Source organism: Variovorax cryoconiti (assembly GCF_051216395.1).
GTDB lineage: Bacteria > Pseudomonadota > Gammaproteobacteria > Burkholderiales > Burkholderiaceae_C > Variovorax.
In genome coordinates, this window is sequence record NZ_JBPJZI010000008.1 from 135,754 (window position 1) to 155,145 (window position 19,392).

The 19,392-nt window shown below is 69.6% G+C and carries 13 protein-coding genes; 5 read left to right on the forward strand and 8 right to left on the reverse strand.

Translation table 11 applies throughout. The features are described from left to right. Positions 1–36: 36 nt before the first annotated feature. On the reverse strand, positions 37–2,493 hold the full coding sequence (locus ACSFA2_RS19065) for a DNA internalization-related competence protein ComEC/Rec2 (protein WP_435456889.1): 2,457 nt from the start codon (positions 2,491–2,493) through the stop codon (positions 37–39). Positions 2,494–2,617: 124 nt separating this feature from the next. Between ACSFA2_RS19065 and ACSFA2_RS19070 the strand changes: the two genes are divergently transcribed. The 4 genes from ACSFA2_RS19070 to ACSFA2_RS19085 all read left to right on the forward strand — a co-directional run bounded on the left by ACSFA2_RS19070 (position 2,618) and on the right by ACSFA2_RS19085 (position 10,423). Next, a complete protein-coding gene (locus ACSFA2_RS19070) occupies positions 2,618–6,136 on the forward strand; it encodes a transglutaminase family protein (RefSeq protein WP_435456890.1) in 3,519 nt (1,172 codons plus the stop codon). A 93-nt stretch (positions 6,137–6,229) separates the two neighbouring features. After that, complete coding sequence (locus tag ACSFA2_RS19075) at positions 6,230–8,926, forward strand: circularly permuted type 2 ATP-grasp protein (protein ID WP_435456891.1); 2,697 nt, start codon at positions 6,230–6,232, stop codon at positions 8,924–8,926. Positions 8,927–8,928: 2 nt separating this feature from the next. Then, the gene (locus ACSFA2_RS19080) at positions 8,929–9,903 is read left to right on the forward strand and encodes a transglutaminase family protein (protein WP_435456892.1); all 975 of its coding nucleotides are present in this window, start codon (positions 8,929–8,931) and stop codon (positions 9,901–9,903) included. A 61-nt stretch (positions 9,904–9,964) separates the two neighbouring features. Then, on the forward strand, positions 9,965–10,423 hold the full coding sequence (locus ACSFA2_RS19085; protein ID WP_435456893.1) for a RidA family protein: 459 nt from the start codon (positions 9,965–9,967) through the stop codon (positions 10,421–10,423). An 8-nt stretch (positions 10,424–10,431) separates the two neighbouring features. On the opposite strand, the gene ACSFA2_RS19090 is transcribed toward ACSFA2_RS19085, so the two are convergent. From ACSFA2_RS19090 to ACSFA2_RS19120, 7 genes are read right to left on the reverse strand one after another with little or no spacing between them, the layout of a single operon-like run. Next, positions 10,432–11,586, reverse strand: a complete 1,155-nt coding sequence (locus ACSFA2_RS19090) for a M20 family metallopeptidase (RefSeq protein WP_435456894.1) — start codon at positions 11,584–11,586, stop codon at positions 10,432–10,434. Continuing rightward, entirely contained in the window at positions 11,583–12,986 is a 1,404-nt protein-coding gene (locus ACSFA2_RS19095) for a M20 family metallopeptidase (RefSeq protein WP_435456895.1), read from the reverse strand. Before ACSFA2_RS19095 ends, ACSFA2_RS19090 begins: the two co-directional genes overlap by 4 nt. A 37-nt stretch (positions 12,987–13,023) precedes the next feature. Then, positions 13,024–13,890 carry an ATP-binding cassette domain-containing protein gene (locus ACSFA2_RS19100; protein WP_435456896.1) on the reverse strand — a complete coding sequence of 289 codons (867 nt, stop codon included), beginning with the start codon at positions 13,888–13,890 and terminating at the stop codon, positions 13,024–13,026. Continuing rightward, the gene (locus ACSFA2_RS19105; RefSeq protein WP_435456897.1) at positions 13,887–14,876 is read right to left on the reverse strand and encodes an ABC transporter ATP-binding protein; all 990 of its coding nucleotides are present in this window, start codon (positions 14,874–14,876) and stop codon (positions 13,887–13,889) included. Before ACSFA2_RS19105 ends, ACSFA2_RS19100 begins: the two co-directional genes overlap by 4 nt. A gap of 11 nt (positions 14,877–14,887) precedes the next feature. Further along, entirely contained in the window at positions 14,888–15,805 is a 918-nt protein-coding gene (locus ACSFA2_RS19110; protein WP_435456898.1) for an ABC transporter permease, read from the reverse strand. Between the two features lie 9 nt (positions 15,806–15,814). Beyond that, positions 15,815–16,732 carry an ABC transporter permease gene (locus ACSFA2_RS19115; protein ID WP_435456899.1) on the reverse strand — a complete coding sequence of 306 codons (918 nt, stop codon included), beginning with the start codon at positions 16,730–16,732 and terminating at the stop codon, positions 15,815–15,817. Positions 16,733–16,759: 27 nt separating this feature from the next. After that, the gene (locus ACSFA2_RS19120; protein WP_435456900.1) at positions 16,760–18,289 is read right to left on the reverse strand and encodes an ABC transporter substrate-binding protein; all 1,530 of its coding nucleotides are present in this window, start codon (positions 18,287–18,289) and stop codon (positions 16,760–16,762) included. A 173-nt stretch (positions 18,290–18,462) separates the two neighbouring features. On the opposite strand from ACSFA2_RS19120, the gene ACSFA2_RS19125 reads away from it, so the two are divergent. Beyond that, positions 18,463–19,386 carry a LysR family transcriptional regulator gene (locus ACSFA2_RS19125; protein WP_435456901.1) on the forward strand — a complete coding sequence of 308 codons (924 nt, stop codon included), beginning with the start codon at positions 18,463–18,465 and terminating at the stop codon, positions 19,384–19,386. Positions 19,387–19,392: the final 6 nt, after the last annotated feature.

The following is a 19,392-nucleotide window of genomic DNA, read 5'->3' on the forward strand; positions in this document are numbered from 1 at the left end:
CTTTTTGAGGGAAAACCCGGGACGCCGGGACGCTGGTCAGGGAACGCGGTGGTGCCAGTAGCGCTGCCGTGCCTCGCGTTCGCAGCGCACCACTTGCGGCGCGCGGCTCGACCACTGCGCCGCGCCGCAATGCGGGCTGTCGATGAGCGTCGTGCCGCGCGCTTCGTAGGCCTCGCGCACGGGCGTCGCCGGGTGGCCGAAGCGGTTGCGGTAGCCCGCCTGCACCAGCGCCAGCCGCTGCTGGACCGCATCGAGCAGCGGCGGGCTCGACGAGGTCTTGCTCCCGTGGTGCGGCACCAGCAGCACGTCGGCGTGCAGGGCGCCGTCGGCGCTGCGGGCGACCAGTGCGGCCTCCTGCGCGCGTTCGATGTCGCCGGCCAGCAGCGCGGTCGCGCGCCCGTTGCCGATGCGCAGCACGCAGGAGACGGTGTTGGGCTTGGCCGAGGGGTTGTCGTAGTCCGCCGCGACCGGGTGCAGCACCTCGAAGTCGACGCCGTCCCAGGTCCAGCGCTGGCCGGCGATGCAACGTTGCGCCGGCCGCAGCGCCTGCAACGGATGACTTGCCTCGATCGAACTCAGCAGCGCGGCCTGCGGCTGCATGGCGAGCACGGCCGGCGCGCCGCCGGTGTGGTCGCTGTCGCGGTGGCTCAACACGACGGTGTCGAGGCGCTCGCCCATCGCGCGCAGCAGCGGCACCAGCACGCGGTGGCCGGCGTCGCTTTCCAGGCTGTAGCGCGGGCCGGCGTCGTACAGCAGGCTGTGGTTGGCGGTACGCACCAACACCGCATTGCCCTGGCCGACGTCGGCGGCCAGCAATTCGAAGTCGCCCATCGGTGGGCGCGGCGTTTGCCACAGCAGTACAGGCAGCAGCAGGGGCAGCCCCAGCACGCGCATCGACCATGGCAGCCGCATCGCCAACAACACGCCGCCCGCGACGCCGCCGACCGCCGCCCACAGCGGCGGCGCCGCCATCGACACGGTTGCGAACGGCCACGCCGCGAGCCACTGCAGCCACCGCGACAGGCCCTGCACCGCCCAGGCCGCCGCATCCCATGCCCACGGCAGCAACACGCCGAGCATCGCCAGCGGCGTGACGAGCAGCGTGACCCACGGGATGGCCAGCGCATTCGCGATCAGCCCGACCACCGACACCTGCTGGAACAGCAGCAGCGTCAGCGGCGTGAGCGCCAGCGTGACGACGGCCTGCTCGCGCGCCAGGCGGCCGAGGCGGCGTCGCCAGGTGAGCGCCTGCCCGGCCTCGGCCATCGCGTCGGTCGCGAACAGCGCCGCCACCGCGACGAAGCTGAGCCAGAAGCCGGCCTGCATCAACGCCCACGGGTCGACCGTGACCACCACCGCGCAGGCCAGCAGCCACACGCAGGGCCACGGCCAGCGCCGCCCGGCGATGCGCAGCAGCGCAACGGTCGCGAGCATCCACACCGTTCGCTGCGAGGGCACACCCCAGCCGCTGAAAAGCGCGTACAGCGCGGCCAGCGCGACGCCACCGGCCAATGCGGCCTGCTGGGCGGGCCAGCACAGCATCAGGCGTGTGCTGCGCCGCCACAGCGCGCCGACGAGCAAGGCCGCGAGCCACGCGAACATGGTCACATGCAGACCGGATATCGCCATCAAATGGGCCACGCCTGTCGCGCGGTAGACGTCCCAGTCGGCACGGTCGATGGCGCCCTGGTCGCCGGTCACCAGCGCGGCGATCACCCCCGCGAGGCGCCGGTCGGTCACCCGCTCGAAGACCGCGTCGCGCACGGCTTCGCGGGCGCGCTCGACCGGGCGTTGCCAGGTGGTGGCGAGGCGTTCGGGCGGCGCATCGCGGGCGCCGGTGCGCACATAGCCGGTCGCCTGCACGCCCTGCTCCCACAGCTGCAGCTCCTGGTCGAAGCCGTGCGGGTTGAGGTTGCCGTGCGGGGCCTTGAGGCGCACGGTCAGCCGCCAGCGCTCGCCGGCGTGCAGCGCGTCAGGGCGCCGAAGCGGTTGCGGCGCGACCGCCGCTTCTTCGGCGCCCCGGCCCCACAGGCCGGTGCCCTCGGCGTACCAGCCCAGCGCGATGCGGCGCGGCACGCGCGGCGGGAGTGGCTCGCCGGCCGACCCGCCAGCCCACTGCGCCGACTCGACATCGAGCCGGAAGCGCGTGCCGCTGTCGTCGTGTTGCGGCATCTGGGCGATCACGCCAATGACCTGAAGGTCGCGGCCCTCGAGCGACGGGGCCAGTGCGTCGCCGGCATAGCGGGCCGCGCGCCACCCCGTGAGGCTGGCACTGGCGAGCGCCGCGACCACCAGCAACGCGGCCAGAGCGCCTCGACCGTGACGGCGCGTGCGCCCCATGGCGTACAGCACCAGGCTTGCCGCAGCCGCCAACACCCCATAGCGCCAAGCCGGCCACAAGGCCGCCTGCTGCAGTTGCAGGGCCGCGCCCACGATCGCCCCGGCCAGGGCCGCGAAGGGCGCCCAGCCGCGCAGGTCGTGCTGCACCCTCACGAAATCGCTCCCTGATCCATGCGACCGGCCCTCCCTCTACACGCTTTCCGTGGCGCGTTAATTGCTTTGCCGGTGGGCTAGTATGCGTCTCACCCGAGACCCGTCGCCGCTCCGAGAAAAACCGATGTCCATTCACGCCGCACTCCACCACGTCACCCACTACAAGTACGACCGTCCGGTGCAGCTCGGCCCGCAGGTGGTCCGCCTGCGTCCGGCGCCGCACTGCCGCAGCAACGTCATCTCCTATTCGCTGCGCATCGAGCCCGAGCAGCATTTCATCAACTGGCAGCAGGACCCGTTCGCCAACTACCAGGCCCGCCTGGTGTTTCCCGAGAAGACGCGCGAATTCAAGGTCACGGTCGACCTCGTGGTCGAGATGGCGGTCTACAACCCCTTCGACTTCTTCCTCGAGCCGCAGGCCGAGAACTTCCCCTTCAAGTACACGGCCGAGCAGGCCGACGAGCTCGCGCCCTACCTGGTGGTGGAGCCGCCCACGCCGCTGGTGCAGGCCTACCTCGACAAGATCGACCGCAAGGAACAGCGCACCATCGACTTCCTGGTCGGCATCAACCAGCAGGTGCAGTCGGACGTCAACTACCTGATCCGCATGGAGCCCGGCGTGCAGACGCCGGAAGAAACGCTCACCAACGGCAGCGGCTCCTGCCGCGACTCGGGCTGGCTGCTGGTGCAGCTGCTGCGCCACATGGGCCTGGCCGCGCGCTTCGTCTCGGGCTACCTGATCCAGCTGACGCCCGACGTGAAGGCGCTGGACGGCCCGAGCGGCACGACGGTCGACTTCACCGACCTGCACGCCTGGTGCGAGGTCTACCTGCCCGGCGCCGGCTGGGTCGGCCTGGACGCCACTTCGGGCCTGCTGGCCGGCGAAGGCCACATCCCGCTCGCTTGCACGCCCACGCCGTCGAGCGCCGCACCGATCGAAGGCGTGGTCGACGACGCCGAAGTCGAGTTCGGCCACGAGATGGTGGTCACCCGCATCCATGAATCGCCGCGCGTCACCAAGCCCTACACCGACGAACAGTGGACCGAAGTGCTGGCCCTGGGCGACGCCGTCGACAAGCGCCTGGCCGCCGGCGACGTGCGCCTGACGATGGGCGGCGAGCCGACCTACGTGGCCACCAGCGACCGCGACGCCGCCGAATGGAACACCGATGCGCTCGGCCCGACCAAGCGCGGCTACGCCACCGAGCTGGTGCAGAAGCTGCGCGCCGAATACGGCAACGGCGGCTTCCTGCACTTCGGCCAGGGCAAGTGGTACCCGGGCGAGCAACTGCCGCGCTGGGCGCTGTCGATCTTCTGGCGCGCCGACGGCCAGACCATCTGGCACAACCCCGAGCTCTTCGCCGACGAGCGGGTGCCCACGCACTACACCAGCGAAGACGCGCGCCGCTTCACCACCGTGCTGGCGCACCGCCTCGGCCTGACCGAGCGCTACATCCAGTCCGGCTACGAAGACACCTACTACTACCTCTGGCGCGAACGCCGCCTGCCGGTCAACGTCGACCCCTTCGATTCCAAGCTCGACGACGAGATGGAACGCGTGCGCCTGCGCCGCGTCTTCACGCAGAAGCTCGATGCCGTCATCGGCTACATGCTGCCGATCGAACCCGGCAACGCCGATGCCGACGCGCCGGCGCTGGCCGGCCCGGGCTGGAAGACCGGCCCCTGGTTCCTGCGCGACGACCGCATGTACCTGATCCCCGGCGACTCGCCCATGGGCTACCGCCTGCCGCTCGATTCGCAGCCGTGGGCCAGCAAGGGCGACTACCCCTACCTGGTCGACCGCGACCCGACCGCGCCGCTGGCCGACCTGCCGAACTACGTCGACTACCGCGCGCGCTACGCCGGCCTGCCGACCGGCCCGAAGGACGACCTGGGCGCCGTGCCCTATGCCTTCGGTGCGCCGCCGCAGACGCCAGCCGCACTGCGCATGCAGGGCCCGGGTACGGCCACTGCAACCAGCGCCGCGGCAGGCCCGGGCGCCGCTTCGGCGGACAGCACCGACCCCACCACGCCGCGCCAGCCGTGCCGCGGCGAGTCGGCCCACTGGATCACCCGCACCGCGCTGTGCGTCGAGGTGCGCGACCCGCGCCGCGCCAACGGGCCGGCGGCCGAGAAGGTCGGCGATTCATCGGGCGTGCTCTACGTCTTCATGCCGCCGCTGCGCCGCCTGGAAGACTATCTCGACCTGGTCGCCGCCATCGAGGCCACGGCGCAGCAGCTCGGCCTGCAGATCGTGATGGAAGGCTACCCGCCGCCGCGCGACCCGCGCCTGAAGATGCTGGCCGTCACGCCCGACCCGGGCGTGATCGAGGTCAACATCCACCCGGCCAACAACTGGAAGGAACTGGTGGCGCACACCGAGTTCCTGTACGACGCCGCGTTCGAAACGCGCCTGTCGGCCGAGAAGTTCATGACCGACGGCCGCCACACCGGCACCGGTGGCGGCAACCACTTCGTGATGGGCGGCGCCACCCCGGGCGACAGCCCCTTCCTGCGCCGGCCCGAGCTGCTGGCCAGCCTGCTGCTGTACTGGCACAACCACCCGTCGCTCAGCTACCTGTTCTCGGGCATGTTCATCGGCCCGACCAGCCAGGCGCCGCGCGTCGACGAGGCCCGCAACGACCAGGTCTACGAGCTGGAAATCGCGCTCCAGGAAATCGCCAAGAACCGCGAGATCTACGGCCAGAACATGCCCGCCTGGCTGGTCGACCGCACGCTGCGCAACATCCTGGTGGACGTCACCGGCAACACGCACCGCAGCGAGTTCTGCATCGACAAGCTGTATTCGCCCGACTCTTCCACCGGCCGCCTCGGCTTGCTGGAACTGCGCGCCTTCGAGATGCCGCCGCATGCGCGCATGAGCATCGCGCAGCAACTGCTGCTGCGCGCCTTCATCGCGCGCTTCTGGGACGAGCCGTACAAGGCGCCGGCGACCCGCTGGGGCACCGAGCTGCACGACCGCTTCCTGCTGCCGACCTTCGTGAAGATGGACTTCGAGGACGTCATCAGCGAGATGCGTCAGGCCGGCTTCCCCTTCGACCCGAACTGGTTCGCGCCGCACCTCGAGTTCCGCTTCCCGCTGGTCGGCCAGGTGCAGGCCATGGGCGTCGAACTGTCGCTGCGCAACGCGCTCGAGCCGTGGCACGTGATGGGCGAGGAAGGCTCGGCCGGCGGCACGGTGCGCTACGTCGACTCGTCGCTCGAACGCATCGAGGTGCGCGTGACCGGCCTGAACGAAAGCCGCCATGTCATCACGGTCAACGGCAAGGTGCTGCCGCTGCAGCCCACCGGCACCGTCGGCGAATTCGTCGCCGGCGTGCGGTACAAGGCCTGGAACCCGCCGTCGGCGCTGCATCCGAGCATCGGCGCGCACGCGCCGCTGACCTTCGACATCGTCGACACCTGGATGAAGCGCTCGCTGGGCGGCTGCCAGTACTTCGTCGCCCACCCGGGCGGCCGCAACTACGACACCTTCCCGGTCAACGCCTACGAGGCCGAGAGCCGTCGCATGGCGCGCTTCACCCGCATGGGCCACACGCCGGGCCTGATGAAGGTGCCGCCGGCGACGATCGAACTGGCCGGCAGCCGCGAATTCCCGTTCACGCTCGACCTGCGACGATGAGGCGGCCCACGCGGCCGTATGGCGCAGGCGCCGGCGTTTTATCCTGCGGCGGCCGTCGTGCGCGCATGACCACGGTGTGACAATCGGCACACCGTGGAACCGTTGAACGACTCCCTTTTCGGCGCGCAGTCGCTCGAATCTCCCGCCGCGCTGGCTTCAGCGCTGGCGCCTGCCGCTGCGCCTGGCCATTTCGACGAACTGCGGGGGGTCGCCACCCCTGCGGTTGCGCCGCGCCAGCAGCCCGCGCCGGCCGGTACGCCCCTGCACGACGCCGCGCTGCCGCCCCCCGCAGCCCCCGAGTTGCCCGCCCCGACGACTGACGCCGCAGCGCTGACGCCGCCGTGGGCGCGGTTCTTCGAACATCTGGGCAGCGGCGGCTTCACCGACCTGCCGCGGCGCGCCATCAGCCTGGAGCGGCAGATCCGCGACAACGGCGTCACCTACAACGTCTATGCCGATGCCGACGGCCCGCAACGGCCCTGGTCGCTCGACCTGTTCCCCCTGATCATCTCGCCCGACAGCTGGACGCAGATCGAGGCCGGCGTGCAGCAGCGGGTGCGGGTGCTCGACCGGGTGATGGCCGATGTGTACGGCCCGCAGCAACTGCTGGCTGAAGGCCTGCTGCCCGATGCGCTGGTGCGCGGCCATCCCGGCTACCTGCGCCCGATGCACGGCGTGAAGCCCCCTGGCGACACCTGGCTGCACATCGCCGCCTTCGACCTGGCGCGCGGCCCCGACGGCAACTGGTGGGTGGTGTCGCAGCGCACGCAGGCGCCGTCGGGCCTGGGTTACCTGCTGGAAAACCGGCTGGCGGTGTCGCGCCAGTTCCCGCAGGCCTTCGAGGAGCTGCAGGTGCAGCGCCTGGCGGCCACCTACAGCGCCCTGATGGAAGGCCTGCAGCGCATGTGCCCGGCCGGTTCGCCGCCGCACATCGCCCTTCTCACCCCCGGCCCCTACAACGAAACCTACTTCGAGCACGCCTACCTGGCGCGCTACCTCGGCATCACGCTGGTCGAGGGCAACGACCTCACGGTGCGCGACCAGCGCGTCTACCTCAAGACGCTGCAGGGCCTGCGCCCGGTGCACGGGCTCATCAAGCGCCTGGACGACCAGTTCCTCGACCCGCTCGAGCTGCGTCCCGATTCCACGCTGGGCGTGCCTGGCCTGCTGCAGGCGATTCGCGCCGGCAACCTGCTGGTCGCCAACATGCCGGGCTCGGCCTTCCTCGAATCGCCGGCGCTGCTGGGCTTCCTGCCCGCGCTGGCGCGGCGCCTCATCGGCGAGAAGCTGCAACTGCCCGCGCTGCCGACCTGGTGGTGCGGCGAGCGTGCGGCGCTCGAATCGGCGCTGCCGCAGCTGGGCGACTGCGCCATCAAGGCGACCTACCCCGGCTACGACTCGCACACCGGTTTCAACGCCGTGCTGGGCAGCCGCATGAGCCGGCGCGAGCTCGACGAATGGGCCGGCCGCATCGTGCGCCAGGGCGACGAGCACACGGTGCAAAGCTACCTGCCGCTGTCGCAGATGCCGACCTGGGCGCCGAACTTCGGCCGTGGGCACATCGCGCCGCGCGCCGTGATGCTGCGCGTGTTCGCGGTGAGCGACGGCGCGCAGTCCTGGCGCGTGCTGCCCGGCGGGCTGGCCCGGCTGGCCGGTGCCGACGCGCAGATCGCCTCGATGCAGCGTGGCGGCAGCAGTGCCGACGTCTGGGTGCAGACGCGTGGCGAGGTCGACCGCACCACGCGGCTGCAGCCGCATGCCACGCCGGCCTCGCTGGCGCGGCACCGGGCGCCGGTCACCAGCCGTGCGGCCGAGAACATGTTCTGGCTCGGCCGCTACACCGAGCGCGCCGAGAACGCCGTGCGCCTGGCGCGCCTGGTGCTCGACCGCCTGGGCGGCGAGGAGCCCTCGTCGCGCCCGCTGCTCGAGTGGCTGCATGGGCTGTCCACGCGCAACACGCTGATCGCGCCCGAGGTGCCGATCGGCACCAAGGCGCGCCGTGTGTTCGAGCGCGCGCTGATCGCCGACCTCGGCAACGCCGAGACCGGCGGCAGCGTCGGCTACAACCTGCGCTGCGTGCGGCAGGCCGCCGCCGCCGTACGCGAGCGCCTGTCGCAGGACCACTGGAACCAGATCGTGCGCGCCGAGGAAGAATTCCTGCGCCGCACCGCCGAGCAGGAAGGCGAAGAGCGCGAAGGCAGCTTCGCGGCCGGTGCCGCACTGCACTCGCTCGAAGCCGCCAGCGCCGCGCTGTCGGCCATGACCGGCGCCCAGACCGACCGCATGACGCGCGACGACGCCTGGCGCCTGCTCTCCATCGGCCGCCACATCGAGCGCCTGGCCTTCCTGTCGAGCGCGCTGGCCGCGGGCTTCCAGGGCGGCGCGGTACACGAGGTCAACGGCTTCGAGGCGATGGTCGCGCTGTTCGACAGCACCATCACCTTCCATGCGCGCTACCAGCAGCGCCGCGACGTCGCCACGCTGGTCGACCTGCTGGTGCTCGACGGCGACAACCCGCGCTCCCTGGCCTGGGTCACGCAGACCCTGCGCGGGCGCATCGCCCGGCTCGCGGGCAGCGCCCCGGGCAAGCTCACGGCGCTGTCGTACGAACTGCCCGACCCGGCCATGTGGACGCTGGAAAACCTCTGCGAGGTCGACGCCGAGGGCCAATACCCGGCCCTGGTCCAGCTCTTCGAATTCTGCGAGACCGCGGCCTACCACGTGTCCGACGCCATCGGCATCCGCTACTTCACGCTCACCTCCGAATCGCTGCGTTCGGTAGGCGTCTGACCATGCTGCTGCACGTCACCCACGAAACACGCTACGACTACGCGCCGCCGGTCGAGACGGCGCAGCACCTGGCGCACCTCAAGCCGCGCGAAACGCCGTCGCAGCGGCTGGTGAGCCATGCGCTGTCGATCACGCCCGCGCCGGCGCAGCAGAACGAATCGCCCGACCTGTACGGCAACACCCGTGCCTTCTTCGCGCTCGAGTCGACGCACGAGGAACTCGTGGTCACGGCCGAGAGCGTGGTCGAGACCTCCACGCCCGTGCTGGCCGCCAGCATCGCGCGCGACCTGCCCTGGGAAGAGGTGCGCGAGCGCTTCCGCTACCGCAAGGGATCGCGCTTCGACGCGGCATCCGACTTCGTCTTTCCGTCGCGCTACGTGCCGCGCCACGACGACTTCGCCACCTATGCGCGGCCCAGCTTCGCGCCCGGCCGGCCGACCTTCGACGTCGCCACCGACCTCATGCAACGCATGTACCGCGACTTCGACTACGACGCCGGCAGCACCGAGATCAGCACGCCGGCCGTGGAAGCCCTGGCGCAGCGCAAGGGCGTGTGCCAGGACTTCGCGCACATCCTCATCGCCTGCTTCCGCACCATGGGCCTGCCGGCACGCTACGTGAGCGGCTACCTGCTGACGCAGCCGCCCCCCGGCCAGCCACGGCTGGTGGGCGCCGATGCCTCGCATGCGTGGGTGTCGGTCTACCTGCCCGGCGCCGACGGCCCCGGCGACTGGGCCGACTTCGACCCGACCAACGGCCGCCAGCCCGGCGAGGACTACGTGACCCTGGCCATCGGGCGCGACTACGCCGACGTGTCGCCGATGCGCGGCGTGCTGCATGGTGGCGCGCGCCACACGCTGGACGTCGGCGTCACGGTGCGGCCGCTCGAGGAACTGCGGGCCGAGGCCGCCGCCGCGGCGCGCTCTGTCGGCGGTTCGCAATCGCAATCGCAATCGCAAAGCCAATCGCAATCCTGATCGCGCACCGGGTCAGCGCGGGTCCGTTAACCTCGGACACTTTTCATCCGGAGCGATTTCCATGAGCGTTTACGACAAACTCACCCAACTCGGCATCGAACTGCCACCCGTCTCGGTGCCCGCTGCGGCCTATGTGCCCTTCGCCAAGACCGGCAACCTGGTCTTCCTCTCGGGCCATGTGGCGAAGAAGGATGGCAAACCCTGGGTCGGCAAGCTCGGCGAGAACATCACGACCGAAGAAGGCAAGCTGGCCGCCCGCGCCGTCGCCGTCGACCTGCTCGGCACGCTGCACGCGGCCACCGGCGACCTGAACAAGATCACCCGCATCGTCAAGGTGATGAGCCTGGTCAACTCGACCCTCTCCTTCACTGAACAACACCTGGTGACCAACGGCGCGAGCGAACTGCTGGCCGAAGTGTTCGGCGCAGAAAAGGGTGCGCATGCGCGCAGCGCCTTCGGCGTGGCGCAGATCCCGATGGGGTGCTGTGTCGAGATCGAACTGATCGCCGAAGTGGCCTAAGCAGCGGTCTAAGCCAACGCCGCCATCGTGTGCAGCAGCGCCTGCGCACGCGGCACCAGCGTGTCGAGGCAGCAGTACTCGTGGTCGGTGTGCGCCTTGGCGCCGACCGGGCCGACGCCGCACAGCGTCGGGATGCCGAGCGAGGCGGTGAAGCCGGCGTCGGAGCAACCGCCGGTGAACTCGCCCTCCACCGTGAAGCCGATCTGCGCGGCGCTTGCCTGGTAGCGCGTCAGGAGCTCTTCACTCCACTTCGGCTCGAGCGGCAGGAACTCCGAGGTCTGCGTGACCGTGGCCACCGTCCCTGGAACACCCGGCGCGGCCACGATTTCCCGAATGCGCTGGAACAGCGTTTCGCGCTGTTCCAGCGTGCAGAAGCGCACGTCGAGCTTGCCCTGCGCCGACGGCGCCACGGTGTTGCTCGACATGCCGCCGCTGATGAGGCCGACGTTGGCGGTGATGCCCGCGTCGTAGTCGGTCAGCGCATGCAGCGCCTGGATCTTGCGCGCCAGGGTCTCGATGGCGCTCGCGCCGTCGGCGTGGTTCATCCCGGCATGCGCGGCGCGGCCGGTGACGTCGATGACGAAGTTGGCGCCGCCCTTGCGCGCGGTCACGAGGTTGCCGCTGACCCGCCCCGGCTCGGCGTTGAAGGCGGCCCGCGCACCGCGTGCATGGGCCTCGATGGCGATGCGGCCGCGCTGCGAACCGATCTCCTCGTCGGCGGTGAACAACCCCAGCACCGGGAACGGCAACGGCGCCATGCGGCGCAGCGCCATCAGCACGAAGCACTGCAGCACGAGGCCGGACTTCATGTCCGACACGCCGGGACCGTAGCCGCGATCGCCGTCGACACGCCACGGGCGCTGCAGCACCGTGCCCGTCGGGAACACCGTGTCGCGGTGACCCATCAGCACCACGGGTGCCTGCGACGCGTCAATGCCCGGCAGGCGCGCGAGCAGCACGTCGCCGTCGGCCGGGTCGGCGTGGTGCGTCGCCTCGATGTCGTCGGCGTGCAGCCAGCCGCGCATGGCCTCGGCCACGCGGTCGGTGCCGGCCTTGTCGTGGCTGTTGGAGTCGATGTCGACCAGGTCGGCCAGGGCGGTCTGCATCGCGCCGCGCTGGTCGGCGAGCCAGGCAACGGCGGCTTCGAGCGTACGCGCGCTCATCGACGGTCCTTGAAGACGCCCGGCCCTTCTTCGGCCAGGTCCCAGAACAGGCCCGCCATGATGTGCAGCGACTCGCGCGTCACGTCGGCCAGGATGTGTTCGTTGGGCGCATGCTGCGAGCAGGCCGGGTAGGAATGCGGCACCCACAGTGTGGGCAGCCCCAGCGTTTCGGAGAACACCTCGTTGGGCAGCGAGCCGCCCAGGTTGGGCAGCAGCGCGGGCCGCCGGCCGGTGCTGCGTTCGATGGAGGCGAGGCCCCAGCGCACCCAGGCATCGTCGGGGTCCAGGCGCGTGGCGGCCATGCGCACGTCGGTCTTGCGCAGTTCGACGTCGTCGAAGCCATGCGCATCCAGGTGCGCGCGGATGTGGTCGAGGAAGTGCGTGTGGTCGCTGCCGACCACGTAGCGCATGTGGCAATGGGCGCGCGCCTCCGACGGGATGGCATGCACCGGCATGGCGGGATTGCCGGTGGTGAAGGCCAGCACCTCGAAGCTGTTCCAGCCGAGCACCCGCTCGGCCGCCGACAGGCCGGGCTCGCCCCAGTCCGGATCGATCTCGGGGTCGTCCACGTCGCCGCCGACCGCGATGTCCTTCAGCGCGGCACGCACGCTCTCGGGCAACTCCCTGGGCAAGAGGCCGGGCACGAGGATGCGGCCCTTGGCATCGACCAGGCTCGCGATCGCATGTGCCAGGCGGATGCCGGGATTGCGCAGCAGGCCGCCCCAGTTGCCCGAATGGTGGCCGCCGTCGCGCAGCTTCAGGTGCAGGTCGAAGTTGAAGACGCCGCGCGAGCCGAGGAACATGGTGGCGCGCGAGGCCGACACGCGCGGGCCATCGGACGCGATGAACAGGTCGGCCGCGAGCAGTTCGCTGTTCGCCGCGCAGACCTCGTTGAGGCCCGGCGAACCGTCCTCTTCGCCCATCTCCAGGATGATCTTCACGTTGTAGCCGAGCGTGCCGCCGCGCACCGCGAGCACCTGCTCCAGCGCCGTGAGGTTGATGGTGTGCTGGCCCTTGTTGTCGGCGGTACCGCGGCCGTACCAGCGGTTGCCTTCGACGACGATCTCCCAGGGGTTCAGCCCGGCGCGCCACTGCGCGTCGTAGCCGCGCACCACGTCGCCGTGGCCGTAGGTCAGCAGCGTGAAGGCCGCATCGGCCTCGATGCGCTCGGCCAGCAGGAAGGGGCTCTTGCCCGCGATCGGGTTGTCGACCACGCGGCAGCTGAAGCCCAGCGCCTCGAGTTGCGGCGCGATCTCGTCGTCCAGGTAGGACCGCAAGATGGGCCCGCTGGCAGCGTCCTGGCTTTCGGTGCGGAAGGCGACCCGGCGCGCCAGCGTCTGCTGGAAGCGCCCGTCGTCGAAGCGGGCCAGCGTCTGGGCAATGGCTTGTTGTCGGCTCATGGCAATGTCTCGGAAGAAGGGATGGAGGAACGGAAGATCATGCGACGGCGAGCGGCAGCTCGCGTTCGATGTCGGGAATGCCCAGGCCCGGCTCGGGCGTGAGCGCCGACGCCAGCAGCATGCGGGTGTAGGCGTGTTCGGGCCGCGCGAAGATCTGCTCGCGGGTGCCGATCTCGACGATCTGGCCGCGGTGCATCACCGCCACGCGGTCGACCAGGTGCTCGACCACGCCGAGGTCATGGCTGATGAAGAGATAGGTCAGGCCGAACTCGGCCTTCAGGTCGAGCAGCAGGTTCAGGATCTGCGCCTGCACCGACACGTCGAGCGCCGAGGTCGGCTCGTCGCAGATCAGGATCTCGGGCCGCAGCACCAGCGCACGCGCAATCGCCACGCGCTGGCGTTGTCCGCCGGAGAGCTGGTTGGGGTACTGGCTGTGCGTGCGCTCGGGCATGCCAACCAGGTCGAGCATCTCCTTGACGCGCTTCTTCTGCTCGGCATGCGTGCCGACCTGGTGCAGCCGCAGCGGCACGCCGACAATGTCGGCCACGGTGCGGCGCGGGTTCAGCGACGAATACGGGTCCTGGAAGATCGGCTGCACCGAGCGCGCCAGCGCCTTGCGACGGGTCGGATCGATCTCGCGCCCGTTGATCAGCACGTTGCCCGAGGTCGGTGCGAGCAAGCCCAGCAGCATCTTGGCGAGCGTGCTCTTGCCGCAACCGGATTCGCCGACCAGGCCCAGCGTCTCGCCCTTGCGGATGCGCAGCGACACGTCGTCGACCGCCTTGATCTGGCCGGGCGTGCGGAACAGGCCGCGCTTGAGTTGGTAGACGCGGGTCAGCGCGCAGAGCTCCAGCGCGATGTCGTCGCCGGACGAGGTCGACGTGGGGTTGATCACTGCGTTCATGCCGCCTCCGCCAGCTCGGCCTGCGCGTGCACGCAACGCACCGCATGCCGTGCGTTCAAAGCCACGTACGGGGGCGTCTCCGCGCACGCCGGCTGCACCAGCGAACACCGGTTGGCGAAGGCGCAGCCGCGCACATCGCCCACCAGGCTCGGCACCACGCCGGGAATCGCCTGCAGGTGGCTGCCGGGCAGCGTCTTGCCGCGCACCGGAATGCAGTTGAGCAGGCCGCGCGTGTACGGGTGCGTCGGCTGCGCGAACAGCTCGCCGACCGGCGCCGTCTCGATCACCTCGCCCGCGTACATCACGGCCACGCGGTCGGCGATGCGCGCCACCACGCCGAGGTCGTGGGTGATGAAGACCACGGCCGTGCCGAACTCCTTCTGCAGCTCGCGGATCAGCCGCAGGATCTGCGCCTGGATGGTCACGTCGAGCGCGGTCGTGGGCTCGTCCGCAATGATCAGGTCGGGGCCGCACATCAGCGCCATGGCGATCATCACGCGCTGGCGCAGCCCGCCCGAGAGCTGGTGCGGGTACTGGCGCATGCGGTCGGCGGCCTGCGGCACACCGGCGCGTTCGAGCAGGTGCACCGCGCGTTCATGCGCTTCGGTGGCGCTCACCTTGCGGTGGGCGCGCAAGGCTTCGCACAGCTGGTCACCCAGCGTGTACGAGGGGTTGAGCGAGGTCATCGGTTCCTGGAAGATCATCGCCATGCGCGCCCCGCGCAGCGCAGCCATACCCTTCTCCGGCAGCGTCTGCAGATCGACGCCGTCGAAGCGGATGTGGTCGGCGGTGCGCACCGCCTTGCGCGGCAGCAGGCCCATCAACGCCAGCGAGGTCATCGACTTGCCGCAGCCGGATTCCCCAACCAGGCACAGCATCTCGCCGCGGTTCACGTGGAAGTCGATGCCGCGCACGGCGTGCAGCAGGCCGCGTTCGGTCGGCAGGTCGACGCGCAGGTTCTTCACGTCCAGCAAGGGAGTGTTCATGGCCTTGCCTTTCAGTTGCGGCCGTCGGGCGCGGTCAGGTCGCGGATGCCGTCGCCCACGAGGTTGATGGCCAGCACCAACAGCGCCAGCACCACGCCGGGGATCAGGATCACCCAGGGCTGGAAGAACATGTAGGCCTTGCCTTCGGCCACCATCAGCCCCCACGACGGCGTGGGCGGCTGCACGCCGAGGCCGAGGAAAGACAGCGTGGATTCGAGCAGGATGGCATGCGCCATCTCCAGCGTCGCCACCACCGTGAGCGCACTCATCAGGTTGGGCAGCAGCTCGCGCAGCAGGATGTACGGTGTGGACGCGCCCAGCGCCTTGGCCGCAGCGATGAACTCGGCGTCGCGCAACTGCTGCGTGGCCGAACGCGTGACGATGGCGAAGCGGTCCCACAGCAGCAGGCCGAGCAGCAGGATCACCACCTGCAGCGAGCCGCCGACGAGGGATGCCATGGCCAGCGCCACCAGCACCACCGGCATGGCCAGGCGCGTGGTGATGATGTAGCTGATGACCGCATCGACCCGGCCGCCGTAGTAGCCGGCCAGCACGCCGAGCGTGGTGCCGATCACACCGGCGATCACGGCCGTGACGAGGCCGATGATCAGCGACACCCGTGCGCCGAACAGCAGCCGGCTGAGGTAGTCGCGGCCCAGCTTGTCGGTGCCGAGCAGGTGGTCCCACGAGCCCTTGTCGTGCCAGATCGGCGGGATGAGGCGGCGTGTGACGTCCTGCGCGTATGGGTCGTGCGGTGCGAGCCAGGGTGCGAACAATGCAGCGAGCGCGATCAGGCCGAGGATGATCGCGCCGAGGGTGAGGCCGTGCTGGCCGAGCACGCGGCGCAGCAGGCGTCGCCAGGCGGGCGCGGGCGGCAGCGTCAGCGTGGGTGTCGCCATCGCGGGAGATGAGAGTGCGGATGCGTTCATGTCATCTCCTCAGCGTGTCCGCATGCGCGGATCGAGCGCGGCATTCAAGACATCGGCCACGAAGGTCAGACCGATGTAGAACACCGCGATGATCAGCACCACCGCCTGCACCACCGGGTAGTCGTTGCGCGAGATGGAGTCCCACGCCAGCTGCCCCAGGCCCTGCATCGAATACACCGATTCGATGACCACCGAGCCGCCGAGCATGAAGCCCAGCTCCACCGCGGCCAGCGCCACCACCGGGATGATCGCGTTGCGCAGCGCATGCTTGAAGACCACGCGCGCCGGACTCAGTCCCTTGGCGCGCGCGGTGCGGATGTAGTCGGAGCCGAGCACGTCGAGCATGCCGGCACGCGTGAGCCGCATCATGGCCGGCATGGCGTAGTAGCCCAGCGCCACGGCGGGCAGCACGAAGTGTTGCCAACTCGTGTTGCCCGACACCGGCAGCCACTTGAGCCCGACCGAGAACACGATGATCAGCGTCAGCGCGAACCAGAAGGTCGGCATCGCCTGCCCCACCACCGCCACCATCAGCGACAGCCGGTCGATCCAGGTGTCGCGGTAGATGGCGGCCAGCACCCCCAGCGGGATCGCCACCACCACCGCGAGCAGCAGCGCGACGCCGCCGAGCTTGAGCGTGATCGGCAGGCGCTCGCCGATGAGTTCGACCACCGTGTTCTGGAAGTAGAACGAGCGGCCGAAGTCCAGCCGCGCAGCCGCACCGAGCCAGTCGAAGAACTGCGCCGTGATCGGCCGGTCGAGGCCGTACTGCACGCGGATCTTCTCCACGTCGGCCGCGGTCGACTCGGGCCCGGCGATGGCTGTGGCCAGGTCGCCCGACAGGTGAAGCAGCATGAAGCTGATGACGGCCACGGTCAGCATGACCGAGAGCGCCACCAGCAGCCGGCGGAAGATGTAGATCAGCATGGCAGAGGCCCTCGCTACGCGGGCGCCTTACTTCCAGCTGGCCGCGAAGAAGCGCGGCAGCTCGTCGGGCTGGGCATCGAACTTCAGGTCCGACGTGAACGCGTAGTTGGTCGAGTACGAGAACAGCGGCGCCCACATGGCCTGCTCCGAGATGCGCTGCAGCGCCTGCGCGTACTTGGCCGTGCGCTCGGCCTTGTCGACGGTGGCGTCAGCCGTCTGCAGCAGCGCGATGGTCTGCGGGTCCTTGGCCGTGTCGTCGGGGCCGCCCTTGAAGAAGTTGCCAGCGAAGGCCGAGGCGTCGTTGATCGAGAACGAACCCCAGGCCTGGAAGGTCAGCGGCGCCCGGCCCGAACGGACCTCGTTGCGCAGCGCCGGGTACTGCACGAAATGCAGTCGTGCGCGGATGCCGATCTTGCGCAGGTCGCCGATCATGGCTTCCGCATAGTCGCGCTCGCGGTAGGCCCAGAGGTCGGTGTCGAAGCCGTTGGGAAAGCCCGCTTCGGCCAGCAGCGCCTTCGCCTTGGCCGGGTCGTAGGCGTACTTCACCACCTTGGTGGTCTCGCAGCCGTACTGCGTGCGAAAGCAGGTTGCATACACCGGCTGGCTGCCGCCACGCACCAGGCTGTCGGCCAGGCCCTTGCGGTTGATCGCCATGTTCACCGCCTGGCGCACCCGCACGTCCTTGAAGGGCGTCGACTCGGGCGTGGTGCCGTTGTTGTTCATGCTGATGAAGCCGACGCGCATGGTCTCGCCGCTGAGCACAGAGAGGTTGGGCGCGGCCTTGAGCGACTCGGCCTGGTCGGCGGGCACGCGCCAGATCCAGTCGACCGCGCCGGTCATGAGCTGGGCCATGCGCGCCTCGGGGTCGCGGATGACGACGAACTTCACGTTGCCGATCTTCGGCTGGCCGATCGGGCTGTCCTTGAAGTAGGCGGTGTTCTTGACCATCGTGACGCCCTGGCCCGGCGTGACGGCCGTGATCTTGTACGGGCCGGTGCCGATCGGCGCCTTGCTGTAGCCCTCGAGCCCGACCTTCTTGACGTACGCCGCGGGGTAGATCGGCGTCGGGCCCGACAGGTATTCGAGCGCGGCCGGGAACGGCGTCTTGAGGTGGATGCGCACCTGGTAGTCGCCCAGCTTCTCGACGTTCTTGATCCAGTCGGTGTTCTGCCGCGTGGCGATCTTCGCGTCGGGGCCGGTGACTTCGTTGAAGGTGTAGACCACGTCGTCGGCGCCGAACTTGTCGCCGTTCTGGAAGGTCACGCCCTGGCGCAGCGTGACGTTGAGCGCGGTGGGCGAATCCCACTTCCAGGCGGTGGCGAGCTGCGGTTTGAACTCTCCCGTCTTGGTGTCGCGGTAGACCAGCGTGTCCCAGGCCATGGCGGCCAGGATCACGCCTTCGCGCATGCTGTTGTGGTACGGGCTCACGTTCTCGACCTCGCTGTCGGACGCGTAGGTGAGCGTGTCGTTCGCCTTGCCGGCGTGCGCGGTCGCGCCGGCCGTCAGTGCGATCGACAGAAGTGCGCGCCGCACCAGCGTGGTGGATAGATGCCCCATGACAAGCTCCTTCAATACGTTGAACGAAAAGTTGAACCGGACCGTTCGAACAATTGCAAGAATGGCGCCTCGACAGCGTTTCAGGCCTTACAGAATTTCGACGTGAGCGATGCTTAAAAGGCAAGGCTCGCTGTTCGTTCAAACGGCGTCAGCGCGCTCGCACCTCTTCCCTCATGGCCACCTCGCAACTCATCGCCCGTCAACTGCAAGACACCGCCCTGCGCTACTTCCTCGAAGTCGTGCGTTGCGGTTCCATCAGCGAGGCCTCGTCGCGGCTCAACGTCGCCAGCTCGGCCATCAGCCGGCACATCGCGCAATTGGAGGCACTGCTGGAGGTGAGCCTGTTCGACCGCCATGCGCGCGGCATGGTGCCGAGCGCGGCTGGCGAACTGCTCGCGGTGCACGCCATCCGGTCGGCGCACGATGCGGAGCGGATCGTCGGCGATGTGCAAGCCTTGCAAGGCATGCAGCGGGGCCGCGTGCGACTCGTGGCCACGGAGGGCTTCTCGATGGAGTTCCTGCCGCGCGTGATCAGCGACTTCGTGGTTCAGCACCCTGGCCTCCAGTTCCACCTGGGCGTGCATCCGCCGGCCGACTGCACGCGGCGCATCCTGCTCGGCGATGCCGACATCGGCTTCGTCATGAGCCGCGGCGCGGAGAAGGACATCAAGGTCGAACACCTGCAGCCCTCACCCGTGCTGGCAGTGATGCAACCGACGCATCCGCTGGTGCGCTTCAAGCAGATCAGTCTTCGCCAACTGGTCCCCTACCCGCTCGCCTTGCCGGAGCCGGACACGACGGTGCGTCAGCTGTTCGACATCGCCTGCCATCGGCAACGGCTGCCGATCGAGCCGGTGCTCACCAGCAGCTACATCGCCAGCCTGCTGGGCTTCCTGCGCCACGCGCCCCTGGGCATCACGATCTGTGGCGAGATCTCGGTGCGCGAACCGATCGAGCGCGGCGAACTGGTGGCCATGCCGCTGAAAGACCGTGGCCTGGACCTGCGCAACATCGAGGTACAGACGCTCGTGGGCCGCACGCTGTCACGCACGGCGCAGGCCTTTCTGGATTACCTCCGGACGCAGCTCGCGGCGTAGCGTCGA